The sequence below is a fragment of the uncultured Granulicatella sp. genome (assembly GCF_963528315.1).
In the GTDB taxonomy this organism is placed as follows: Bacteria; Bacillota; Bacilli; order Lactobacillales; family Aerococcaceae; genus Granulicatella.
This window is the reverse complement of sequence record NZ_CAURVV010000001.1, coordinates 122,813-145,021: the sequence shown is the minus strand read 5'-3', so window position 1 is coordinate 145,021 and position 22,209 is coordinate 122,813. Positions and strand designations below refer to the sequence as shown.

25 protein-coding genes are annotated in these 22,209 nt (G+C 32.0%); 4 read left to right on the top strand and 21 right to left on the bottom strand.

Going from position 1 to position 22,209, the window contains the following annotated elements; all coding sequences use genetic code 11:
• Positions 1 to 149 precede the first annotated feature (149 nt).
• Positions 150 to 413, top strand: coding sequence for an NINE protein (locus RYK07_RS00755; protein WP_314851932.1), 264 nt, complete (start codon positions 150 to 152; stop codon positions 411 to 413).
• Positions 414 to 462: 49 nt separating this feature from the next.
• Here the strand turns inward: RYK07_RS00755 and rplS are convergent, their stop codons facing one another.
• From rplS to rpsP, 5 genes are all read right to left on the bottom strand, one after another.
• A complete protein-coding gene (gene rplS, locus RYK07_RS00750; protein WP_006702870.1) occupies positions 463 to 810 on the bottom strand; it encodes a 50S ribosomal protein L19 in 348 nt (115 codons plus the stop codon).
• A gap of 265 nt (positions 811 to 1,075) precedes the next feature.
• Positions 1,076 to 1,822, bottom strand: coding sequence for a tRNA (guanosine(37)-N1)-methyltransferase TrmD (trmD, locus tag RYK07_RS00745; RefSeq protein ID WP_314851940.1), 747 nt, complete (start codon positions 1,820 to 1,822; stop codon positions 1,076 to 1,078).
• A gap of 1 nt (position 1,823) precedes the next feature.
• The gene (rimM, locus tag RYK07_RS00740) at positions 1,824 to 2,339 is read right to left on the bottom strand and encodes a ribosome maturation factor RimM (RefSeq protein WP_314851931.1); all 516 of its coding nucleotides are present in this window, start codon (positions 2,337 to 2,339) and stop codon (positions 1,824 to 1,826) included.
• Between the two features lie 138 nt (positions 2,340 to 2,477).
• Complete coding sequence (locus RYK07_RS00735) at positions 2,478 to 2,723, bottom strand: KH domain-containing protein (protein WP_314354353.1); 246 nt, start codon at positions 2,721 to 2,723, stop codon at positions 2,478 to 2,480.
• A gap of 40 nt (positions 2,724 to 2,763) precedes the next feature.
• Complete coding sequence (rpsP, locus tag RYK07_RS00730; protein ID WP_006702874.1) at positions 2,764 to 3,036, bottom strand: 30S ribosomal protein S16; 273 nt, start codon at positions 3,034 to 3,036, stop codon at positions 2,764 to 2,766.
• Between the two features lie 223 nt (positions 3,037 to 3,259).
• Here rpsP and RYK07_RS00725 point away from each other — a divergent pair, with 223 nt between their 5' ends.
• The gene (locus RYK07_RS00725; protein WP_314851930.1) at positions 3,260 to 5,788 is read left to right on the top strand and encodes a transglycosylase domain-containing protein; all 2,529 of its coding nucleotides are present in this window, start codon (positions 3,260 to 3,262) and stop codon (positions 5,786 to 5,788) included.
• A 39-nt stretch (positions 5,789 to 5,827) separates the two neighbouring features.
• Here RYK07_RS00725 and ccpA read toward each other — a convergent pair whose 3' ends face one another.
• Complete coding sequence (gene ccpA / locus RYK07_RS00720) at positions 5,828 to 6,829, bottom strand: catabolite control protein A (RefSeq protein WP_314851929.1); 1,002 nt, start codon at positions 6,827 to 6,829, stop codon at positions 5,828 to 5,830.
• Positions 6,830 to 7,016: 187 nt separating this feature from the next.
• Here ccpA and RYK07_RS00715 point away from each other — a divergent pair, with 187 nt between their 5' ends.
• A complete protein-coding gene (locus tag RYK07_RS00715) occupies positions 7,017 to 8,129 on the top strand; it encodes an aminopeptidase P family protein (RefSeq protein WP_314851928.1) in 1,113 nt (370 codons plus the stop codon).
• A 135-nt stretch (positions 8,130 to 8,264) separates the two neighbouring features.
• Here RYK07_RS00715 and RYK07_RS00710 read toward each other — a convergent pair whose 3' ends face one another.
• Both RYK07_RS00710 and RYK07_RS00705 read right to left on the bottom strand, forming a co-directional pair.
• On the bottom strand, positions 8,265 to 8,657 hold the full coding sequence (locus RYK07_RS00710; RefSeq protein WP_006702878.1) for a YtxH domain-containing protein: 393 nt from the start codon (positions 8,655 to 8,657) through the stop codon (positions 8,265 to 8,267).
• An 18-nt stretch (positions 8,658 to 8,675) separates the two neighbouring features.
• Positions 8,676 to 9,071 carry a DUF948 domain-containing protein gene (locus RYK07_RS00705; protein WP_020991318.1) on the bottom strand — a complete coding sequence of 132 codons (396 nt, stop codon included), beginning with the start codon at positions 9,069 to 9,071 and terminating at the stop codon, positions 8,676 to 8,678.
• A 146-nt stretch (positions 9,072 to 9,217) separates the two neighbouring features.
• Here RYK07_RS00705 and RYK07_RS00700 point away from each other — a divergent pair, with 146 nt between their 5' ends.
• On the top strand, positions 9,218 to 10,081 hold the full coding sequence (locus RYK07_RS00700) for a mechanosensitive ion channel family protein (protein ID WP_399546162.1): 864 nt from the start codon (positions 9,218 to 9,220) through the stop codon (positions 10,079 to 10,081).
• 37 nt (positions 10,082 to 10,118) lie between these two features.
• Here the strand turns inward: RYK07_RS00700 and cbpB are convergent, their stop codons facing one another.
• The 13 genes from cbpB to RYK07_RS00635 form a co-directional block, all read right to left on the bottom strand.
• The gene (gene cbpB / locus RYK07_RS00695; protein WP_314851927.1) at positions 10,119 to 10,583 is read right to left on the bottom strand and encodes a cyclic-di-AMP-binding protein CbpB; all 465 of its coding nucleotides are present in this window, start codon (positions 10,581 to 10,583) and stop codon (positions 10,119 to 10,121) included.
• A complete protein-coding gene (locus tag RYK07_RS00690) occupies positions 10,576 to 11,124 on the bottom strand; it encodes a metallophosphoesterase (RefSeq protein WP_314851926.1) in 549 nt (182 codons plus the stop codon). The genes cbpB and RYK07_RS00690 overlap by 8 nt, the downstream gene beginning before the upstream one ends.
• 14 nt (positions 11,125 to 11,138) lie before the next feature.
• Positions 11,139 to 12,572: a glutamate racemase gene (racE, locus tag RYK07_RS00685; RefSeq protein WP_314851925.1), complete on the bottom strand. Its 1,434-nt coding sequence runs from the start codon at positions 12,570 to 12,572 to the stop codon at positions 11,139 to 11,141.
• 134 nt (positions 12,573 to 12,706) lie between these two features.
• Positions 12,707 to 13,444 carry a hypothetical protein gene (locus RYK07_RS00680; protein ID WP_314851924.1) on the bottom strand — a complete coding sequence of 246 codons (738 nt, stop codon included), beginning with the start codon at positions 13,442 to 13,444 and terminating at the stop codon, positions 12,707 to 12,709.
• Positions 13,445 to 13,569: 125 nt separating this feature from the next.
• Positions 13,570 to 14,283 carry a hypothetical protein gene (locus tag RYK07_RS00675; RefSeq protein ID WP_314851923.1) on the bottom strand — a complete coding sequence of 238 codons (714 nt, stop codon included), beginning with the start codon at positions 14,281 to 14,283 and terminating at the stop codon, positions 13,570 to 13,572.
• 11 nt (positions 14,284 to 14,294) lie between these two features.
• Entirely contained in the window at positions 14,295 to 14,978 is a 684-nt protein-coding gene (locus RYK07_RS00670; protein ID WP_314851922.1) for a hypothetical protein, read from the bottom strand.
• Position 14,979: 1 nt separating this feature from the next.
• On the bottom strand, positions 14,980 to 15,834 hold the full coding sequence (locus tag RYK07_RS00665; protein ID WP_314851921.1) for an ABC transporter ATP-binding protein: 855 nt from the start codon (positions 15,832 to 15,834) through the stop codon (positions 14,980 to 14,982).
• A 13-nt stretch (positions 15,835 to 15,847) separates the two neighbouring features.
• A complete protein-coding gene (locus RYK07_RS00660; RefSeq protein ID WP_314851920.1) occupies positions 15,848 to 16,216 on the bottom strand; it encodes a GntR family transcriptional regulator in 369 nt (122 codons plus the stop codon).
• Positions 16,217 to 16,519: 303 nt separating this feature from the next.
• Positions 16,520 to 16,831, bottom strand: a complete 312-nt coding sequence (trxA, locus tag RYK07_RS00655) for a thioredoxin (protein WP_006702889.1) — start codon at positions 16,829 to 16,831, stop codon at positions 16,520 to 16,522.
• 115 nt (positions 16,832 to 16,946) lie between these two features.
• On the bottom strand, positions 16,947 to 19,304 hold the full coding sequence (locus RYK07_RS00650) for an endonuclease MutS2 (RefSeq protein WP_314851919.1): 2,358 nt from the start codon (positions 19,302 to 19,304) through the stop codon (positions 16,947 to 16,949).
• Between the two features lie 100 nt (positions 19,305 to 19,404).
• Positions 19,405 to 19,941 (bottom strand): CvpA family protein, encoded by a 537-nt coding sequence (locus RYK07_RS00645; RefSeq protein ID WP_314851918.1) that lies wholly within the window; start codon positions 19,939 to 19,941, stop codon positions 19,405 to 19,407.
• Positions 19,942 to 19,948: 7 nt separating this feature from the next.
• On the bottom strand, positions 19,949 to 20,335 hold the full coding sequence (gene zapA, locus RYK07_RS00640; protein ID WP_314851917.1) for a cell division protein ZapA: 387 nt from the start codon (positions 20,333 to 20,335) through the stop codon (positions 19,949 to 19,951).
• Positions 20,336 to 20,425: 90 nt separating this feature from the next.
• Positions 20,426 to 22,147: a septation ring formation regulator EzrA gene (locus RYK07_RS00635; RefSeq protein WP_314851916.1), complete on the bottom strand. Its 1,722-nt coding sequence runs from the start codon at positions 22,145 to 22,147 to the stop codon at positions 20,426 to 20,428.
• Positions 22,148 to 22,209: the final 62 nt, after the last annotated feature.

Here is a 22,209-nt window from a genome sequence, read left to right as displayed (position 1 = left end):
AAAAAAACACCCCAAAAGTTAGATTTTTCATGTCTAACTTTTGGGGTGCAGTACAACGAAGGGATTTTTACTTATATTTCATTTTAATAATTGCTTGTATAGTCAGTCTATGTTACGATATCTAAAAATATAAGTGAGGTGAACTCAAGATGGCAAACTACTCTTACGATCCTAATCACAATCGTGGATACATTCCTGGAAGATATGTTAATAAAGTAGTTTTATTAGTATTAATGTTCTTTTTAGGAGGCTTTGGAATTCATTATTTTTACGAAGGTAAAAATTTAAAAGGAATTCTTTCAATCCTATTTTCATGGACATTTATTCCTACAATTATTACTTTCTTTAGAGTTATTGCAACAATTTTCAAACCAACAAATGAATATGGAGATATTTTTATTCCATACAATTAAAAACGCAAAAAAGAAACCCCTTGATTTCTCAAGGGGTTTTGTCTTTCTATTAACGACGACGTTCTTGGATACGCGCTGCTTTACCACGTAAGTTACGTAAGTAATATAATTTAGCACGACGAACTTTACCGTAACGAACTACTTCGATTTGTGCTACACGTGGAGTGTGTAATGGGAATGTACGTTCCACACCAACACCATTAGAAACTTTACGTACTGTATAAGTTTCGCTGATACCAGCACCACGACGTTTAATAACAACACCTTCGAAGATTTGGATACGCTCACGAGTTCCTTCAACTACCTTAGCGTGAACACGTACAGTGTCACCAGGACGGAATGCAGGAATATCAGAACGTAATTGTTCTTGTGTTAAGCTATCGATTAATTTGCTCATGTTTTTTTCTCCTTCCAACAAACATTCATGGTTTGGCCGAATGTCCAACCAGCGGAATATCGTTTTATATGGATAGTCTCCTATCCACTTTTGAGAGTTTATCATAGATATGATTAATTGTAAAGTATTTTCACTTTACTTTTTAAAATTTTATTTTAAGTGTTCGAAAGCAATACGATATAAGGATAATACATTTGAATCATCTAAGGAATACCAATGCTATTTTCAACTTTTCTTGAACTATTTGTACTAAATCATTATTCGATTATTTCTGATTCATGCCCTCTTCTTTCATAATTTCTTTTAATAATTTTTCTTCTTCTTTATCTAATGAATAACTTTCTAATAAATCGGGTCTTCTTTGATACGTTCTTCTTAAGGATTCTTTTTTTTGCCAAGTTGCGATTTTGGCATGATTTCCACTAAATAATACTTCTGGAACTTCCATTCCTTCATATTCTCTTGGACGAGTATACTGAGGATGCTCTAATAATCCCATCGAATGAGAATCACCAATTGCTGATTCGTAATTTCCTAGTACATCTGGAATTAATCGAACCGTTGCATCAATCATGACCATTGCCCCTAATTCTCCACCCGTTAAAACAAAGTCTCCAATAGAATACTCATCAGTTACTAACGTTCGAATACGCTCATCATATCCTTCATAATGTCCACAAATAAAAACTAAATGTTCTTCTTTAGCTAATTCCTCGGCATCAGATTGGCTAAATTTCTTACCGGCTGGATCTAGTAAAATCACTCTCTTTTTAGTTTCCGGAGTTCTCTGTTCTAAATCTTTTAAAGCACGGTCGATTGGTTCTACTTTTAATAATAAACCAGCACCTCCACCAAAGACATAATCATCTACTCGATTATGTTTATGAAAGGCAAAGTCTCTAAAATCAATTGTATCAAAAGAAATCTTTTCTTTCTCTATGGCTCTCTTCATCATTGATTGTTCCATTGGAGCAAACATTTCAGGGAATAATGTTAAAACATCAATTCTCATTTTAGTCAAACAACCCTTCTAATACATGAATAAACGCTTGTTTATTTTCTTTATCTATTTTATAAACAACTGGTTCAATAAATGGAATTAATAAATCTTTCCTCCCTTTTTGTTTTACGACCCATACATCATTGGAACCAGGAGATAAAATTTCACTTACTTTCCCTAAAGTTACACCTTCATCAGTAATAATTTCTAATCCCACTACTTCATGATAATATAGTTCATCTTCTTCTAATTCTTCTAGAGCATCACTTGAAACTTTTAATAAACAATCTCTATATCCTTCAACATCTTCAATTCGAGGATGATCTTCAAAGGTTAATAAATCAAAATTTTTATGGCGTCTGTGACTTTTAACCGTCAATAATTTTTCAAACTCACCATCTCTAAATAAAGCTAATTCTACACCTTTTTGATAGCGATCTTCTGCAAAGTCCGTTGTAGAAATCACTCGAACTTCCCCTTTTAATCCTTGTGTATTAACAATTTTTCCTACTTTAAAATATTGTGACATATTTTCTACTTTCCTCCTCACAATTCATTACTGATATCATACGTGAGAATTGAACAAAATTGCAAACAAAATCCATTTTAATAGAAAGTATAAATAAAAAAGTTCAACAACTCCTAATAGAAATTGTTGAACTTTTTTCTAGTCATTGTTTTCAATGCTTAAACGAACACGTTTTTGGTTTCTAGTGCGAACACTATAAACAATTGTACGAATTGCACGAGCAACACGTCCTTGTTTTCCAATTACACGTCCAATATCTTCAGAATTCACACGTAATGTGTATTCCAAAAATTCATCTGATTCTGAAACTTCAATGGTTACATCATCAGGAAAATCAACCAATGGTTGAACGATTGCTAAAATTAATTCACGAATATCAGGCATTCTTTTCACCTCTTTACCGAATTATCTCGATTGAGAAAAATTACTTAGAAAACTTTGATTCGTGGAATTTCTTCATGATACCTTGTTGTGATAATAAGTTACGAACAGTATCTGAAGGTTGAGCTCCGTTAGCTAACCATTTTAATGCTAATTCTTCGTTGATTGAAACTTGTGCTGGGTTTGCAACTGGGTTGTAAGTACCAACTGTTTCAATGAAACGTCCGTCACGTGGAGAACGTGAATCTGCAACTACTACACGGTAGAAAGGATTTTTCTTAGATCCCATACGTTTTAAACGAATTTTAACTGCCATTATTTTTACACCTCCATGTTTTCATCTCACAGTTAGATATATTATCAGAAAAGAAATCAGTTGTAAAGTATTTTTTCTTTACACCCTAAATTTTTTTATTTAAAAATTCAAATTCGACTCTTTCCCCACTCAAACGTCTTATTTCATTAAGAAATTAGCGTTTTAATTGATTATTTGTTATAATATGGCTGATATTATACTTAAAAAGAAAAGAGTTGAAAATATGCCAAATTCGAATAACATTCGAGAATTTTTCAAAGAATTCTTGGCTTTTTGGAATCAACCTTTGCAAAAACACTTACGATTTATTTTCAATGTAAGTTTTTCTGTGATTAAAAATTTATTATTTATTCTATTATGTGGATTTATATTATTAGGAATTTTTGGAACAGGAATTGGATTAGGATATTTTGCAAGCTTGACAGCCAATGAAAAACCATTAACCCAAGAAGAAATGGCTGATGCGATTACGAATCTGAATTTAGTTTCAAGTTTCTATTATCAAGATGGCGAAAAAATTTCTGATGTTACTAGTGATGAAGTTCGTTTAGTAACTACACTAGATAAAATTTCCCCATTTGTTAAAGATGGAATTGTTGCTACTGAAGATAGTTATTTTTATCAGCATAATGGAATTGTTCCAAAAGCACTCGTTCGTGCACTTCTCCAAGAAGCTAGTTCATCTAGTTCAGGAGTTTCTGGTGGATCTACCTTAACGCAACAATTAATTAAACAACAAATTCTGACAAGTGAAGTTACTTTTAAACGAAAAGCTAATGAAATCTTATATGCGCTTCGTTTAGAAAAACATTTTACAAAGGATCAAATTTTAGAAGCTTACTTAAATGTTTCTCCATTCGGACGAAATCATAATGGGTTAAATATTTCAGGGATTGAGGAAGCAGCTCAAGGAGTATTTGGAGTATCTGCAAAAGACTTAACATTACCTCAAGCAGCTTATTTAGTGGGTATGCCTCAAAATCCAATTACGTATACCCCCTATACAAACTATGCTACTCTAAAAGAAGATGTTTCTGCGGGATTAACTCGTATGAAAACTGTTCTATTTAGTATGTATCGTGAAAAGAAAATTTCAAAACAACAATATGATGAAGCACTAGCCTATGATATTACTCAAGACTTTTTAGCTCCTGAAGAAATCACTACTGAGCGTCAATCATATTTATATCAAGCTGTTAATCGTGAAGCTACAAAAATCTTAATGAAAAAAATGGCTGAGAAAGATCGTTTGACTTATGATCAATTAAAGAAAGATACAGAATTATTTAATCGCTATTATGATCGTGCAAATGCTGAATTAGCGACAGGTGGATACAAAATTACTTCTACTGTTGACCAAGGTATTTACGAAGCGATGCAAGAATCTACAGCTATTAACGGAAGTAAAATTGGTCCAACTTACCAAACACCGTATATTGATCAAAATACAGGTGAAGCTAAAAAACAAACTGATATGGCACAAAATGGTGCAGTGTTAATCGAAAACAATACAGGGCGTATATTAGGGTTCGTAGCGGGTCGTGATTTCCAAGTTAACCAAGTAGACCATGCATTTACAACACATCGTTCTCCTGGTTCAACGATTAAACCGCTACTTGTTTATGCTCCAGCTATGGAAAACAATATTATTTATCCAGCTAGTATTATTCCAGATACAAAAATTAGTATTTTGCAACAAAATGGAACTTATTGGGAACCAACCAACTATGGAAATAAAATTTCTAATAATTTCTTAACTGCTCGTCATTCATTAAAAAATTCATTAAATAACCCAACGATTAAAATTTTCCAAACAATGTTGTCTAAAGGCATTAATGCTGGTGAATATTTGAAAAAAATGGGAATCAAAGGAATTGGTGAAGAAGAGTATCAAAATATTGCCTTATCCATTGGTGGTACTAAAACTGGACCTACTGTAATGGAACAAACAAGCGCCTTTTCTACTTTAGCAAATGGTGGTGTTCATCACGAAGCTTATTTAATTGAAAAAATTGAAGATATTCGTGGAAAAGTTGTTTATCAACATGAAGATGTCTCTACTGAAGTTTTCTCCCCTGCTACCGCATATTTAACAACGGATATTTTACGTCAAGTAGCTGCAACAACAGATTTCTATAATATTAAAGGTAACCTGAAATTTACTGCCGATATTGCTGGAAAAACTGGGACTTCAGAATTTGAAGTGGATAACTGGTTTGTGGGATATACTCCTGAAGTAACTCTTGGTTCATGGATTGGATACGATAATTTCTATAGTGCTCGTTACTCCATTACAGAATCTGATGGCTATGGTCATCCAACGATGAGAAGTTTACGAAATTGGACAAGCTTAATGAATGCAGTTTATAGTGCAAAACCAAGTTTATTTAATCAAAGTACAAAATTCGTTCAACCTTCAACCGTTTATCAAGATTCCGTTGTATCTGTAACAGGAACAAAACCTGGAACAGCTACTTATAATGGTCAAACTTATTCTATTGGTGGAAGTACTACAACAGACTTATTCAAAAAAGATTATGGACCAATTGCTCCAACTTATCACTTTGCTGTAGGTGCCACTAATAATGAATTAGATAGATATTGGAACGGACTAAGCGATCAAGAAAAAGAAGCTGAAAAGAAAAAAGCTGAGAAAGAAAAAGAAGCTAGCGAAGATAAAGATAAGAAAAAATCGTCATCTTCAGAAAAACCAAAATCTTCTTCAACACAGACTACAAAATCAAGAAATTAAAAAAACGACTTCGAGTTAAAACTCGAAGTCGTTTTTATATTATTTAGTTGTTTGACGATATTCAATCTTATAAGGTAAAGTAATTTCAGTTTCTAAAATTTCTTCCTTATTCATAATTTTCGTTAATAATCTCATCGCTACTGCTCCAATATCATATAATGGAGGAGCAATTGTAGTTAATGTAGGACGAGTCATTTTAGTTAATTTTGAATTATGACTTGAAATCACTTCAAAATCTTTAGGAACATTCACTCCATGATCATATAAGCCATTTAATAAGCCAACTGCTGCTTCATCGTCTGTTACAACTGCAGCTGTAATTCCAGCATTTAATAATTTTTCTGCTAAAGCTTCTCCTGCTTGATACGTTAATGGGATTTCACATACAAACTTTTCATTGTATTTAATTTTAGCTACTTCTAAAGCTTCTTTATACCCATCTAAACGTAAATCTGATGCAAAAGTATTTTTTAACGATGGCGTTACAAACGCAATTTTTTTATGTCCACTTTCGATTAATTTTTGCACGGCTTCTTGAGTAGCTACTTTATAGTCAATATTAACCGAAGCCACAACATGATCAGAATCAATTGTTCCTGCTAATACGATTGGAGTTTTTGAACGTACAATTTCTGCACGTAATTCTGGAGTTAAATTATTCCCCATGTATAAAATACCATCTACTTGTTTAGACAATAATGTATTTAACACTTGAATTTCTTTATGATTATTTTGATCAGAATTTGCTAAAATAATATTATATTTGTACATTGTAGCAATATCATCAATCCCTCTTGCTAAACTTGCAAAATATAAATTTGTAACATCGGGAATAATTACTCCAACTGTAGTTGTCTTTTTACTTGCCAATCCTCGTGCTACTGCATTTGGACGATAATCTAATTCATCGATAACATCTAACACTTTTTTTCTTGTTGCTGGTTTAACATTTGGGTTCCCATTTACCACTCTGGATACAGTTGCCATTGAAACATTCGCTTCACGGGCAACATCATATATTGTAATTGTTTGTTTTTCCATATAAATTCTCCTCTAAATATTAAAAAAAATATGTATTTGCACACCATTCTAGGTAAAGGTTATCATTTTTCAGGAGTTTTTGCAAGCGTTTCATATAACTATTTTCATATTTTTTGAAACTCTTTACATTTCCCGAGCTATTTGTGATAAAATATGCTTACAAATTAAAAAATATGGAGGATTTATTATGAGTAACAAACAAACTTATATTCATTTTACCAACATTTTAAAACAACTAAATTGTGATATTGCATTCATTCAAGATCCTACAACGATTAGTTTATTGACACACTATACAACAGATCCACATGAACGTGTTTTAGCGATGGTTGTATCTGCCAATCATTCTCCTCTACTCTTTGTACCTGCTCTTGAAAAAAACATGGCACAAGCTGCTGAACCAACTTATACGGTTGTCAGTTATCAAGATCATGAAAATCCATGGGAAATTTTAACTTCTGCTATACAAAAACAATTTAATTTACCTACTAAATGGGCCGTAGAGAAAAATTTCATTACATTACACACTGTTGAAAATTTAAAACAAGAAATCTCAGACATTCAATGGACAGATGATTTAACACCAATCATTAATGATTTACGTTTAAGAAAAGATTCTGATGCAATTCAAAAATTAAAAGATTCAGGAACTTATGCAGATAAAGCTGTAGAAATTGGAATTCAAAGCTTAAGAGAAGGAATTACCGAATTAGAAGTTGTCGCTAAAATTGAATATGAAATGAAAAAATTAGGCATTACTTCAATGAGTTTCGATACAATGGTATTATTTGGAGACCATGCTGCAGATCCTCATGGAGTTCCAGGAGATAGAAAATTAAGAAAAAATGAATGGGTACTTTTTGATTTAGGAACCATGCACAATGGTTATGCGAGCGATATGACTCGTACCATTTTCTTTGGAGAGGAAAGTGCTAAAGATGTTCGCCATCAAGAAATCTTTAACATCGTAAAAACTGCTCATGATTTAGCGATTCAAGCTGTTAAACCAGGAATGAAAGCTAGTGAAATTGATGCAATTGCACGTAATTATATTACAGAAAAAGGCTATGGTGAATACTTCATCCATCGTTTAGGACATGGAATTGGTCAAAGTTGCCATGAATTCCCATCCATTATGGAAGGCAATGATATGATTCTAGAAGAAGGCATGTGCTTCTCTGTTGAACCAGGTGTATATATCGCAAAAGACTATGGAGTTCGTGTAGAGGACTGTTTAGTTGTTACAACAGATGGCTGTGAATTATTTACTCACTTCCCACAAGAAGTTACAAAAAATTAGAATATAAGAAAAACCGAGGAAACATAAATTTCCTCGGTTTATTTTTTTATTACTTTGATGTCCACAGCTCTAGCAATGAGCCTCGCATCTGCGAGGCTGCTTGCGTCCGTAGCTACTTCTGATAAGTCAAAATTACTATTTTACCTCTTCTTTTAACTCTGCAACTACTTCTTCAGCTTCTTCTTTTTTAGCTGAGAAAGTATCTTGTACTTTACTTACAGTTTGAGAAACTTCTTCTTTTAAATTAGTCGCAGATTTTTTAACTGTATCTTTAAATTGAGAAGCTGAATCTTTTAAGTTTACACGAATATCTTCTGTAGCATTTAAAGCTACTTCTGATAATTCAACTCCTTTTTCAATTGAAATATCTACATAGTCAGATAATTGTTCTTTCAATTCATCTGCTTTTACTGCTAAATCTTCACGTAATTCCTTACCTGATTTTGGTGCAAATAATAATGCAGTCGTTGCTGCTGCCACACTTCCGATAAATGCTCCTAAAAGAAATCCGCCTGTTTTTTTACCCATTTTTCTTCACTCCGTTCATTATTTTTTCTTTCTTGATAAAATCGCTTTTCCAACAGATAAAGCCCCTAAAGTACGAGCTGGTTTAATGCTTGATACTCTAGTCGCAAGGGAACGAGTTGAATGATTTACATCAGAAACTGTTAATCCTAAATCTCCAATAGCTGTAAATAATGGATCTGTTCTTTTTACTTTTCCATTAATATCGTCTACTAAAGCATTTGTTTTATTCAATAATCCCTCTACTTCGATAGATAAATTATCGACATCCCTTGTAATAATTTCAATAGAGTTGTTCACATGGTTCACTGTTTTATCTAATTTATTTAAAACTGGATTGAGTTTTAAAACTAGAAATACTACTAAACCTAATAATGAACATGCTGCAATTAAAGCTGCAACTTCTATTCCAGACATTTTGAACATCCCTCCTCAATTTCCGATATTATTAATCATAATACCATTATCATGCATAAAACGCTACTAAAAGTGATATAGTATTTTCTAAATTATTTTAATTATGATAAACTATATAAAAGAATCTCAAAAAAGGAGGAAACCTCATGGATATTCATTCAACTGTACAAAGTTTTTTCGAACAATATTGGCTTTCAATTCCATGGCAAATGATTTTATCTGAAATTTTATCGAAATTAATATCATTAACTTTTCTATGTATTTTATTTATCATTGGAAAAAAAGTATTGCATAAAGTTTTTCAAAAAACAGTTCTTTCATCGATTCGACTATCGTCACAAAGTATAGCTCGTAAAAATACTTTAATGCGATTATTAGAAAACTGTTTAGACTATTTACTTTACTTTGTTTTAATTTATTGGATTTTAGTGATTTTAGGAATTCCTATTACAAGTTTATTAGCTGGTGCAGGAATTGCTGGGATTGCGATTGGTTTAGGGGCTCAAGGATTTTTGAGTGATGTTGTAAATGGATTCTTCATTTTACTGGAACGTCAATATGATGTTGGAGACATTGTCATTATTGGTGCTGTTTCTGGAACTGTTGCGAACGTTGGAGTTAGAACAACTCAAGTCCGTGGATTCGATGGTACTCTTCATTTTATTCCAAATCGAAGCATCTCTGTCGTAAGTAATCAGTCTAGAGGTGATATGAGAGCCTTAATTGAAATTCCACTTTTTAGCGACGCTGACCTAACGGTTGTATACGATACGGTTGATCAAGTCAATACAAAGAACGCTTCGCAATATCCAGAAATTGTAAAAGGTCCAACTATTATCGGTCCACAAACTCTTCCAAATGGACAATTTGTTTTCAGAATTAGTATTTTTACGAAAAATGGAAAACAGCATATGATTTATAATCAATTTTTAAAACTTTATCAAGAAGCGTTAATTGAAGCCGGCATTTCACTTCCAACAACAAATACCGCTATCAATCCTGCATCGTAACAAAAAAGTTACTCCCACAAAAGGAGTAACTTTTTTATTATTTCTCAACTAATTCATATTTACGATTCAATTCATGAACCATATAATTCACTCGTTTTAACACTTCTTTTCTAGTTACAATTCCTACAAATTCTTGTTCATCATTTGTTATACATAAGAAATTATGATCCACTAATTCATTCAATACATCTTCTATTTCTGTATCAAAAGTAATCGTTGGAAATTCTGTTTCCATCGCTTCTTTTACTTGAAAATCATGTAATCGACTTAAATCAATTTCTTCCAATGTGGCAACTTGATTTAAAATCATCGCTAATGAAATTAATCCGGTTAATTTATTTTGGCGATTCACAACTGGAATAAGAGAATAACGAACATGAGTTAAAACTAACATGGCATGATCTAATGTATGGTCTTCTTCCAAAATCGCTACTTTATCTGCTGCAATAAATAATTTATCCTTTTCTTCTAGTAATAAGTCTTGTACTACTCGATTAATCATGAATAAATCCTCTTTCTGCATCTAACTGATACTCATAATGAAGTCCCTCTAATGGTTGATGCTTCATATCAAAATATTGTAATTCAATTTCTGATTCTGAATGAATTGTTAAAACAGCATAAGTTGGAGTCATCGCAAAATGTCCTCTTGGATAAGAAACACTTCCTGAATTTATACATAATACGCCTTCATACGTTTCCTCATACAATTTATGTGTATGACCATAGAAAGCTACTTGAACTCCTTGTTCTTTTGCAAATTTTGCTAATCGATACACTCCACTATTGACTGCTTGCATATGACCATGCGTTACTAAAAAACGAATGCCACCTTCTTCAAACACTTCTACTTCGGGATACTTTGTATCATAATCACAATTTCCCGTTACTCGAAGGCAACCTTGAAAAACTTCATCTTCATAAGGAAACTCTGAATCCCCACAATGAATAAAACGAACATCTGATTCTGATTGATAGTGTTCAAATACTTTTTGTAATGCCATTTTTTGTCCATGGTTATCACTCATAATAATAATTTTCATACGTTCACCTCTTACTAACGATTCACTGATGCTAGCCATTCTTCCCATTGTTCCACTAATAAGTTCACTGCTTTTGTACGGTGGCTGATTTGATTTTTTTCTTCACGAGATAATTGCCCAAATGTTTTTTGAATTTCAGGGACGAAGAATAATGGATCATATCCAAATCCGCCTTCTCCTGAAGGAAATTTCGCAATTTCTCCGTCACAAATGCCTTCAACGACTAAAGATTCGTAATTGGGTGCAGCCATTACTAAACAGCAATGGAAATGTGCGCTTCTTTTCTCAGAAGGTAATTCTCCTAATTCAGCTAATAATTTTGCATTATTGGCAGCATCACTTTTTTGATTTCCAGCATATCTTGCGGAATAAACACCAGGTTGTCCCTCTAAAGCATCCACACATAATCCAGAATCATCTGCTAATACAATTTTTTGTAGTCTTTCTGCAATTCTTTCTGCTTTTAAACGGGCATTTTCTTCAAATGTATGACCTGTTTCTGCTACATCTTCCAATTCTGGAAAATCTAATAATGTTTTAACGCTATATCCTTTTGGTTCAAAAATACTAGCAAACTCCTTTGCTTTACCAGCATTTTTCGTAGCAATAACTAATTCTTTTTGAGACATATTTTCCTCCATATAAGGTTCTAAACTTACTTTCTCAACTATTAATGGACTTCTATTCAACCAATTTTCCGCAATTTCTTTAAATAAAATAGGAGAACCAGTGGTATAGATTTCTAAGGTTGGAGAAGGATTCGTTTCATAATTTTCTGCTAAATGATTAAAATCTAATAACGCACTTACAGTCGACACAGTTTCTGCACCTGAATCGATTAATGTAACTTGAGATCCCACAACTGCTTGGATTCTTTGTTTTAATAAAGGATAATGAGTACAGCCTAATATTAAAGTATCAAATTCTTTTCCCATTAAAGGTTGTAATGTTTGTGCTACAACTTTTTTTGCAATTGGAGAATCCGTCTGATTACTTTCCACTAAAGGAACAAATTTTGGACATTCTAAACTGGTCACCATTAATTGATGATTTTTCTTTTGGATTGTTTTACGATAAACATCACTTTGAATCGTTGCATGAGTTCCTAATACTGCGATTTTCTGTGTTTTTGTTTGTTTAATCGCTGCTAAACTTCCTGGCTGAATCACGCCAACTACCGGAATATCTAATGTTTCTTGTAATTCTTCTAAAATTACTGCTGTTGCGGTATTGCAGGCAATCACAATCATCTTTACATCTTTTTTAAGGAGAAATTGAACCATTTCTTTTGTAAATTTTCTAATTTCTTCAACTGTTCGATTTCCATATGGGCATCTTGCAGAATCTCCTAAAAAAATCATTGATTCATGAGGTAATTGTTTCAAGGCTTCTTTTAAAACAGTCAATCCCCCTACACCCGAATCAATGAATCCTATTGCTTTCGACATGTTGTTCACTCTTTCTTCTTTTCTCTTGATTCATTATACCATGGATTGTTCAAATTTGTAGAAAAAGCCTATTTTTCTTAAATTTCTCATAATAAATAAAACATGTTAGCAAAAACTACTAACATGTTTTATCATTAAATAACTGAAACTGTAATCTTACTTTGATGTTTATATACAACAAGGAAGAAAAAGAGGAGCATTCCCCCACAAACAATAGAAGTTCCCAAAATTGGAAATTGAAAATAATAATATAAAAGTGTAAATACGATTACGTAAAAATTTGGTATCAATATTGAAATCAAAAAGAATGTTCCTGCAAATGGATAAATTAAAAAGAAAAGAAGTATAATCATCTTTTTAGATGTAAACTTATTAAAAATAAAGAATAAAATAGTCCATCCTAAATAATCTGCAAATAGTTTTAGTATCATTGCACTTAAAGGAAATTCTCTAAAAGGAGGAAACATTGAGCTAAACGATATACGAACTAGTCCCCAATTCCAATCAATCTTTATAAAATTTAAAACAAAAACACTAATCAATACATATACGCTAATGATCAACAATTCATTTACAATAATTTGTTTTCGAGTTAATCCTGCCAATGTACTCAATTGAAATTGAGAAATACATTTTAAAAATATACTCACTATGATACCAATCATAAGGATGATATTTCCTTCTATAGTAGGTCTAAAATTATCCGAATAGTAAATCGAGAAATCTGGAAGAATCCAATTTCTTAAGAAATTAAAAATCGGAAATAGAGAAAGTACCGCACTTAAAGCGGCAAAAAATAGTAAAGTAATTCCAATAACTTTTAACCGTTCTAATAAAAACATCTTCAACAATCTTATTTGTAAATTTGACATTATTCTCTCCTCTTGCTTTTAAAATATCGTTCATTCTTCCTTAAATTCTCTTGGTTCATTATACCATGGATTGTTTGATTATGTAGGAAAAACATGTTAGCAATAACTACTAACATGTTTTTTCGTTAAACATCTGAAACTGTACTCTTACTTTCATGTTTATAAATTGCAAGTAGGAATAAAATCGTCATCAGTCCACAAAGAATGACATTTCCAATAAATAGATTTTGAATATAGAAATTGTAAGTCGCTATTAAGAAGCTTAATAAATTCGGAATCGATGTCACAATCATGACAAGCAGTCCAACGATTGGATACATTAAAAATATCATAAACACAAATGCTTTTTTCGATGTAAACTTATTCATTACAAAGAAGAAAGTTGTCACTCCCATAAAAGTTGCAAACAAGCTAAGAAAAATGGCGATCATTCCTGTCCAAGAATTTAAACCAAACTGTATCATCTCAGGGCTAAAATAAATATGAACCGATCCGATTGTCCAATTAATCTTTAAAACGGAAGCAATCAAAAAGATGATTAAATTAATTAGTACATTGATAGTGTTCAACAACAATTCATTCATAATAATTTTCTTTCGAGTTAACCCTGCCATCGTACTCAATTGAAATTGAGGGATACATTTTAAAAATATACTGAATATCATCGCAAACGTGATCAATGTACTTCCCTCAAACTCAAACTCAAACACAAAAGTTTCCATACGAGGAATCAGTGAAAAAATAACAACTATACCGCTAAAGAATAAAAATGAAAATCCCATCACTTTTAAACGTTCAATAAAAAATAACTTTAATAGCCTTTTTTGTAAATTTGACATGACGAGCACCTCTACATTCCTACACCGACTTCTTTACTTTCATGATGACGAATCACTACGTACAATAGTAAAACACAAATAGCAATCATCATATAACTAAGTGGGATATTGTATTGAATCATTCTATCTAGGAAATTATTCACTACTTCTGAACGAGCAAATATTCCAAAAAGTGCAAATATTCCCCCTAAACTTGTTGCAGTAACGATTAACACAATCTTTTGATTGTTAAACTTATTTAGAATAAACCCTATAATTGATGAGAATAAAAACATCATTAGTAACCACCCCCATAAAGAAAGAGTTCCTAAAACAAAGTCATTTTCTAAATCAGTCCATTGAATTAATTTAATTCCCACTGAAGCTGCTTTACTAGCTAATACATAAAAGAAAATATTTTTGAGTGTTAATAATGTTGTCATAATAACTCCCATATAAATCGGAAATTGATATTGTTCTCTTCTTGTAAAACTCAATTGATTCATTATTCTAAAATCAGCAACTGAAAAAGCTATTCCTAATAAAGTAATTGCTAAAAAACTTATGGCAGGTAAATTAATTGTAAATGAAAATCCCTCTGATCGATCGATAAAGTTTAAAACATTAATCACACCCAAATAAGAACCTAGACCAATGAATAAAATACGTAAATAATCTAAAATTTGAATTTTCAACAATTGATAAAATCGAGTCATCTTATTCACCTTCCTTGCGTGTTAGTTGAATAAAGTACTCTTGTAATGTTAAATGACGTACAGAATAATCAGTTGTTTCTTGAGGAACTTGTTGTGAAATGATTACAGCTTGCAATTGATTTCCAACTTCCTCTTGATGAATAATCGTTTGATTTGCGATCAACTCACTCACAACTGCTTTTGATCCAGTTACTAAATAAGCATGTTGTAAAATTTCTTCAACACTTGATTGTTGGAAAGTCACCCCATCACGAATTACAATTACTTCTTCTAATAAGTAAGAGATTTCTTCGATTAAATGAGTTGCAATGACAAAAGTTCTTGGTCTACGAGCATACGCTTCTAATAATTTTTTATTAAATAATTGACGGTGGTTGGCATCTAAACCTAAAACTGGTTCATCTAAAAACACATAGGATACAGGTACACTTAGTGCTAATGTTAACTTTACAATACTCTTATACCCTGTAGATAATTCAACTAATTTCTTTTTCTCATCAACTCCGAATACTTTCATACATTCTTCGGCAAACTCGGTGTCAAATTCTGGATAAATTTCTTGGAAAACTTTGACAATCTTTTTCACTTTCCAATCAATTGGAAACCAATTTTCAGGACTTGATAAGTAAATGTCACTCATTGCTTCTGGTGTTGTCCATAATGGCTGATTATCTAATAAGATTTCCCCTGAATTTTTTTCAATTCGATGCGCAATCATATTTAAAACAGTACTTTTTCCAGCACCATTTCTTCCTAGTAATCCATAGATGCTTTCAGGTTGTAATGTAAAACTCACATCTTTTACTGCAAGATTTTTTTTATATTTTTTTGATAAATTTCTAACTTCTAAAGCCATTTTTTTCACTCCCTTATCGAGCCATTTCTTTTTCAATCATTGATAAAAGTTCCTGACTACTAATTCCTAATGTTTGTGCTTCTTGAACGATGGTTGGAATAGTTGATTCCAAAAATTCTTTTTGTCGTTTTGTTTGGATAATATGCATTGCACCTACGCTAACATAAGTTCCTAATCCTCTACGTTTTTCTAAAATATCTTGTGCAACCAATAAATTCATCCCCTTTAATACTGTTGCTGGATTAATTTGATAACTCGTGGATATCTCTGTTGTTGAAGGAACTTGATCCCCTTCTTGGTAAGTTCCTCTAAAAATTTCTAATTCTAGTTGATAAGCCACTTGTTGAAATAATGGCAAGTCACTTTGAAAATCAAATTTCATTCCTCTCTTCCTTTCTATAAAATCAAACACTTTACCGGTTAACTACTTGTGTAACTAACTATAATCCTTTTATCTCCTTTTGTCAACTAGTTAGAAAATATTTTTTTATGTCCTTTTACGAAATTTAAGAAGAAAAAATTTCTTTACTACATTAACCAGGCTCGAATTTTAGCCTTGAGACTCGCTTTGCGAGGCTACTGGCGACCTTGTAGCCAAAAGGAATTTTTTCTTTTTGAATTTTATATACGAAAAACCCCTGTCCGTGATTTCTCACCGACAGGGGTCAATAGAAAAGTCATTTTCTTATAAATATTGTTCTAACAATTCTTCTAATTGTTCTTTAGAATGATAGCCAATAACTTTATTCACTACTTCGCCATCTTTCTTAACAAGTAAAGTTGGAATACTCATTACTCCAAATTGACGAGCAGTATTAGGATTTTCATCAACATCTACTTTTGCAAAAGTCACTTTATCTCCCAATTCTTCGTCTAATGCATCAATAACTGGAGCTTGCATACGACATGGTCCACACCAAGGTGCCCAAAAGTCTACTAACACAACTCCTTCATTTGTTTTTTCTACAAAATTGCTATCATTTAATGATTGTACCATTAAAATCACCCTTTCTTCTCACTTGTAACCATAGTATAACAAGCCTCATTCCATTTACAAAATATTCTGCTCACGAAATATCATCCTATGCTACATCTAGAAAAGTGTATTGATATTATTTAAACAATACTACAGTAGCTCCGTTTCCTCCCATATTCATTGGAGCAAATTCATAAGAAGCCACACTGCGATGTTTCTTCAAAGTCTTATGAACCCCTTGTTGAATCGCACCTGTACCACGACCATGAATAATCGTCACACGAGGATATCCTGCTAATAAAGCTGCATCTAAGAACAATTCTAAATCCTTAATCGCTTCTTCATAACGTTTCCCACGTAGATCCAATTCCGTTGAAACATGACTCGAACGATGACTCTTCACAATGACTTGAGTTGGTTTACTTGGTTCTTCTTCAATACTAATCAAGTCTTCAACAGGTAATTTCATCTTGATAATACCCATTTGAACGACCCATTCTTGCTCGGAAATTTTTTCAACTAATGTTCCTCTTTGTCCAAAACTTGTCACTTCTACACTTTGTCCTGGACGCAATGATTTCTTAGCTTTTTCACGTTTTAGAACCTTATTTTTCTTCAACGCTTGTTCGTGTTTTAAGTCTGTTAATGCTGTTTTCTTTTCAATTAATTCGTGTTCTTTGACAACTGTTTCCTTACTCTTCAATTGCATAGCACGAATATCTGACAAGATTTTTTCTGCATCTTCTTGACTTTGAGAGACTAATTCATTGGCTTTTTCTTTTGCTTGTTCAATGAGTCGAGCTTTATTTTCCTTGAAGTTTTCTGTTTCAAGTTTCAATGCTTCTAATAATTGAGAACTTTCTTTCAATTGTTGTTGAATGACTGATTTTTCTTGGTCTACAATGCGACGTTTTCTTTCTAAATCAGAAATCATTTCATTCAATTCTTGGCTTTCAACTGAAATAAATTGTCGTGCTTGTTCAATTACAACTTTTGGAAGTCCAAGTCTAGCAGAAATATCAAAGGCATTACTACGCCCTGGAACGCCTAATAAGAATCGATACGTTGGTTGCAGTGTATCACTATCAAACTCCATACTTGCATTAATTGTTCCCACTCGATTATATCCATAGACTTTTAACTCAGGATAGTGAGTCGTTGCAATGACATAACTTTGTTTTGTCCCAATATAATCTAAAATTGCAATTGCTAATGAAGCTCCTTCTTGTGGGTCAGTTCCTGAACCAATCTCATCCATTAACACTAAACTTTTCTCATCAATTTTATGTAAAATTGAAACGATATTCGACATATGAGATGAGAATGTACTCAAGTTTTGTTCAATCGATTGTTCATCCCCAATATCTGCAAAAATTTGCGTAAAAACACCTACACGACTATCTGGCAAAGCAGGAATATATAATCCCATTTGAGCCATTAATTGGATAATCCCAATTGTTTTTAAAAGAATCGTTTTACCTCCCGTATTCGGTCCAGTAATGACAATTGACTGATATTCTTGTCCTAAAATAATATCATTCGCAACTACTGATTTAGGCGAAATAAGAGGATGTCTTGCTTGCCAAATCGCAACATGGTTCTCTTCATCTATAATCGGCTCATTTGCTTTAATTTGTTTGGCGTAGAGTGCTTTTGCATTTGCGATATCTAAACGAGATAATACATAATGATTTTGTGTAAGTGAAGGTGTGTGTGGCATTAATTTTTCTGATAATTCCAGTAAAATACGCTCGACTTCTTTCTTCTCTTGTAATTGATAATCACGTAATTTATTATTCAAGTTTACAATCGCTTGTGGTTCCATAAATAATGTTTGACCAGTTGCACTTTGGTCATGCACTATTCCACCAAAAGTTGATTTGTATTCAGCTTTAACAGGAACAACATAGCGATCATTACGAATTGTAATTAAAGAGTCTGTTAAATATTTGGCATATTTTCCTGTGACATATGTATCCAATTGCCCTTTAATTTCTTGTTCAGTTCTAGAAATTCCTTGACGAATTCCTTTTAAAGCAACAGATGCATCATCTAATACATACCCATCTTCACGAATCGATAATTGTAATTGTTTCGAAATTTCTGGTAAATATTCTAATTTTTCTACTAATTGTGGCAATCGATCTAATACAATGTCTTCTTCCTTCACTTTTTCAAAAAAAGTTGCCACTTGATTTGTAGTTTGTAATACTTTTAAGATTTCACTTAATTCTCTTCCATTTAAACCTGCTTCTACTTCTAATCGTTTAATTGAAACACTAATATCTTCTAATTTAGGAATCGGAATTCCTTGTTTTAATCGTAAAATTGTGACAGCATCTCTTGTTTCTTCAATTTTGTGTCGAATTTTTTTAGCATTTGTTTCAATGGGTAATTGAAGAATCATTGTTTTTGCTTTTTGAGTATTTGCAAATTCTCTGACAGCATGTCGAATTTTATGAAATTCTAAAATATCTTCAATTTTCTGATTCATGCTTTCTCCTCCTTTAGACAGAAAAAAAGTGAAAAATAAATATTATTTTCCACTCTTATAGATTTTACTATTTTTCATTGAATGGATTTCTAATCACAGATTATGAAAATAACCACATTTTTACAATTCCTGATAATAATGGAGTATTTGTCACAATCCAATTCGCTAGAGTATGTCCTTCAAAAATCTTTTGTACGGAATCTGTAGGAATCATCGCTACTAAATATAATACAAAGAAAATTGCTACATAGTGGAAAACAAATCCTAAAATCGCTCCCCCTAATGTATTAAATTGTTTAATAATAGGTAATTTGGTCATTTCTTTAATCACCGTTGTAATTAAACGAACAATCGCCCAATTCACAACCATAATGACAATAAATGAGAATAAATAATAAAATGATTGATCCATTCCTAATGCTTGTCCATCTGAAAAAACTGCTAAATGTGTGCCAGGAATATAAGATGGGAAAGGTACATACATTTCAATCATTTTAGAAAATGCTCGATAACCAAATACTGCAATAAATGTTGATAGAATATATCCAACAAGATGAAGGATTTGTAAAGCCAAACCTCTTCTAGCACCTGTATAAATTCCTAATAATAAAAATATAACAATTCCAATCGTTACCATTTACGACCTACTTTCTCCATAAATCTTCTTGTTCTGCAAATTGTTTTTCAAATTGTTCCTTACGTTCTAGAGCAATACTTTGACGTTTACTACTTCTATGATGTGGAACATTTTTCTTCAATTGTTGATTTTCTTCTTCTAACATCATTACTTGTTCTTGTTTTTCTAATTGTAAACTCACTGCATTAATGGCTAGTAAAATGGCTTTTTCTTCATTAGAACATTCTTTAGCAACTTCACTGAGTTCATTCCACTGTTCATTTAATAATTTAATGACGCTATGCATATGCTGATGAGATTTTGTACCTAAAATGGTATAAGTCTTTCCAGCAATATTTGCACGATAACGCTGTTTCTTTTGAGACACAACTTTCATCCTTTCATTCGTTACCATATTATGTTAAGTGTACCATTTTTTCACCAAAAAAACACGTAAAATGGGAGTTTAAAACAAAAAAGAAGCCTCTCGGCTTCTTTTTTTACTTTAGAAGAATAAACTATTATTTTTTTCTGATTGATAACTATCACGTACACGTTGTGCAGACCCAGGATCTACTTGATTCAATGCTTTTTCGATAATTGCTAATGATTCTTCATAACGATAGAAATGATTAAATTGTTCTAAAGATTGTTGAATCGCTGTATCGATTTCAGGATGTTCTAAACGATAACGATTGGCTTGTTGAATCATGTACTCTGTTAATTGAGCATTATCCACTATTTCTTCCGTCATAATATCTAATTTTTCAACATCATCTTCAATGGTTTGATTTAATCCTGTAATTTCAGTCATATCTAATTTTACACGATTCATTAATTGAGATAATTGTTCGATACGAGAACTTGTTGCAAAGAATAATTCTAAATATTCTTTTGGTAAGCCTGGTAAATGATATTTTTCAATCGTACGTTTCATATTACGTAAATCTAATTCAAATACATCTAAGCCATCACGAATACTCTTTTCTTGTTGACTTAAATCATTCAATGTATTTACTAATGCTAATTGATTTTCATCAATTTCTTTTAAAGTATTTAATACAATTTCATAATGTTCTTTCACAATTGAATAAGGAACTTGTTGATTTTGTAATGCTTTACTGTAGTAAGCAACAGCCTCTTGTTCTTTTTCTAATTGTTTAGCAAACTCTTGAACACGATTAAATTCATTATTCGCTAATACAAAGTTTTGAGCTACACGATCGACTTCGATATTCACATAACGGTTGCTTTGTAATACTTGATTTAATTTTCTCTCTACTTGAGCACGATTTCTTTGAACAAATGCTTTTGCTTCAATTTCATTTTCCATTACTGCATATAATTGATCAATTTCACGTGCAACTTTGTCTAATTGTTGACGAGCTTCTTCTAATTCAGTTGCTCTAATATGTTCTCTTGCAACAGCAATAATTTCTTCAATTTTTTGAATTTCAGCAGGAATAGAAATTTTAGGGAATTGATAGTGTTCTTCTACCATTTTTTGATAGCCTTCTTTTAAATCAGCTACTTGGTCTTCGTATTCTTCTTCGATTTCTTTTAAGTATTTAGGAACTTCTTCAACAATTTGTTCGAAATCTTGCATTTCAGTTTCAATTCGTCCTAAAACTTCTTTAGCTTCTAAGTGGTCGCCTTCATTTGTTAAAGTATTGAATTTTGTAAAATCTAATTCTAAATAAGATAAACGTTTTTCTAATGACTCTAACGCTTCACCAAATGAGAAACTATGTGCTAATAAATCTTTACGCATACTTGCATAACGTTCTTGCAATACTTCTAGTTCTTCACGGTTTTTCTTTTCGCTATCTAATAATTTTTGTAATGCAGTGTAAATTTTATCTACTTCTGCTTTTGTTTCTTCAATTAATTGACTAGCTTGATTTGAAATTTGAGAACCTTTTACAAAATTCAAACGTTGAGTATATTGTTCCGCACTCACTAAGGCTGCTTCAATTTCTGGGAAACGGAAACGAGTAATTGTTTGCCATGTTGCTTGCCATGTTTCATACGTGCGTTTTGTTTGTCCTGTTAAATTCAGATTTTTTAACGTAAATAAAATATCTGCAATTGGTACAGTCATTAATTTTTGTTTTTTAACTCCTAATTCTTCGATAACTTTACTTTGCTTTTGACTTAAGTAATGTGCTACTCCATAACCAATGGCCCCTAACACCACGATTATAAGTAAGAAATATACAAATCCCATATCTCTTCCTCCAAAATTTATTTATCTACATATTAATTTACATACAGGATTAGTATATCACG

Excerpts from the sequence above, each read along its gene's own strand:
- ccpA (WP_314851929.1), bottom strand. The coding sequence starts at position 6,829 with ATGGAAAAACAAACAATTACAATATATGATGTTGCCCGTGAAGCGAAT.
- cbpB (WP_314851927.1), bottom strand. The coding sequence starts at position 10,583 with ATGATTAATCGAGTAGTACAAGACTTATTACTAGAAGAAAAGGATAAA.
- RYK07_RS00700 (WP_399546162.1), top strand. The coding sequence starts at position 9,218 with ATGGATATTCATTCAACTGTACAAAGTTTTTTCGAACAATATTGGCTT.
- RYK07_RS00690 (WP_314851926.1), bottom strand. The coding sequence starts at position 11,124 with ATGAAAATTATTATTATGAGTGATAACCATGGACAAAAAATGGCATTA.
- trmD (WP_314851940.1), bottom strand. The coding sequence starts at position 1,822 with ATGAGAATTGATGTTTTAACATTATTCCCTGAAATGTTTGCTCCAATG.
- RYK07_RS00755 (WP_314851932.1), top strand. The coding sequence starts at position 150 with ATGGCAAACTACTCTTACGATCCTAATCACAATCGTGGATACATTCCT.
- rpsP (WP_006702874.1), bottom strand. The coding sequence starts at position 3,036 with ATGGCAGTTAAAATTCGTTTAAAACGTATGGGATCTAAGAAAAATCCT.
- RYK07_RS00735 (WP_314354353.1), bottom strand. The coding sequence starts at position 2,723 with ATGCCTGATATTCGTGAATTAATTTTAGCAATCGTTCAACCATTGGTT.
- RYK07_RS00725 (WP_314851930.1), top strand. The coding sequence starts at position 3,260 with ATGCCAAATTCGAATAACATTCGAGAATTTTTCAAAGAATTCTTGGCT.
- rplS (WP_006702870.1), bottom strand. The coding sequence starts at position 810 with ATGAGCAAATTAATCGATAGCTTAACACAAGAACAATTACGTTCTGAT.
- racE (WP_314851925.1), bottom strand. The coding sequence starts at position 12,572 with ATGTCGAAAGCAATAGGATTCATTGATTCGGGTGTAGGGGGATTGACT.
- rimM (WP_314851931.1), bottom strand. The coding sequence starts at position 2,339 with ATGTCACAATATTTTAAAGTAGGAAAAATTGTTAATACACAAGGATTA.
- RYK07_RS00705 (WP_020991318.1), bottom strand. The coding sequence starts at position 9,071 with ATGTCTGGAATAGAAGTTGCAGCTTTAATTGCAGCATGTTCATTATTA.
- RYK07_RS00675 (WP_314851923.1), bottom strand. The coding sequence starts at position 14,283 with ATGTCAAATTTACAAAAAAGGCTATTAAAGTTATTTTTTATTGAACGT.
- zapA (WP_314851917.1), bottom strand. The coding sequence starts at position 20,335 with ATGGTAACGAATGAAAGGATGAAAGTTGTGTCTCAAAAGAAACAGCGT.
- RYK07_RS00665 (WP_314851921.1), bottom strand. The coding sequence starts at position 15,834 with ATGGCTTTAGAAGTTAGAAATTTATCAAAAAAATATAAAAAAAATCTT.
- RYK07_RS00670 (WP_314851922.1), bottom strand. The coding sequence starts at position 14,978 with ATGACTCGATTTTATCAATTGTTGAAAATTCAAATTTTAGATTATTTA.
- RYK07_RS00660 (WP_314851920.1), bottom strand. The coding sequence starts at position 16,216 with ATGAAATTTGATTTTCAAAGTGACTTGCCATTATTTCAACAAGTGGCT.
- RYK07_RS00635 (WP_314851916.1), bottom strand. The coding sequence starts at position 22,147 with ATGGGATTTGTATATTTCTTACTTATAATCGTGGTGTTAGGGGCCATT.
- RYK07_RS00680 (WP_314851924.1), bottom strand. The coding sequence starts at position 13,444 with ATGTCAAATTTACAAATAAGATTGTTGAAGATGTTTTTATTAGAACGG.
- trxA (WP_006702889.1), bottom strand. The coding sequence starts at position 16,831 with ATGGTACAATCATTAAATGATAGCAATTTTGTAGAAAAAACAAATGAA.
- RYK07_RS00710 (WP_006702878.1), bottom strand. The coding sequence starts at position 8,657 with ATGGGTAAAAAAACAGGCGGATTTCTTTTAGGAGCATTTATCGGAAGT.
- RYK07_RS00645 (WP_314851918.1), bottom strand. The coding sequence starts at position 19,941 with ATGGTAACGATTGGAATTGTTATATTTTTATTATTAGGAATTTATACA.
- RYK07_RS00715 (WP_314851928.1), top strand. The coding sequence starts at position 7,017 with ATGAGTAACAAACAAACTTATATTCATTTTACCAACATTTTAAAACAA.
- RYK07_RS00650 (WP_314851919.1), bottom strand. The coding sequence starts at position 19,304 with ATGAATCAGAAAATTGAAGATATTTTAGAATTTCATAAAATTCGACAT.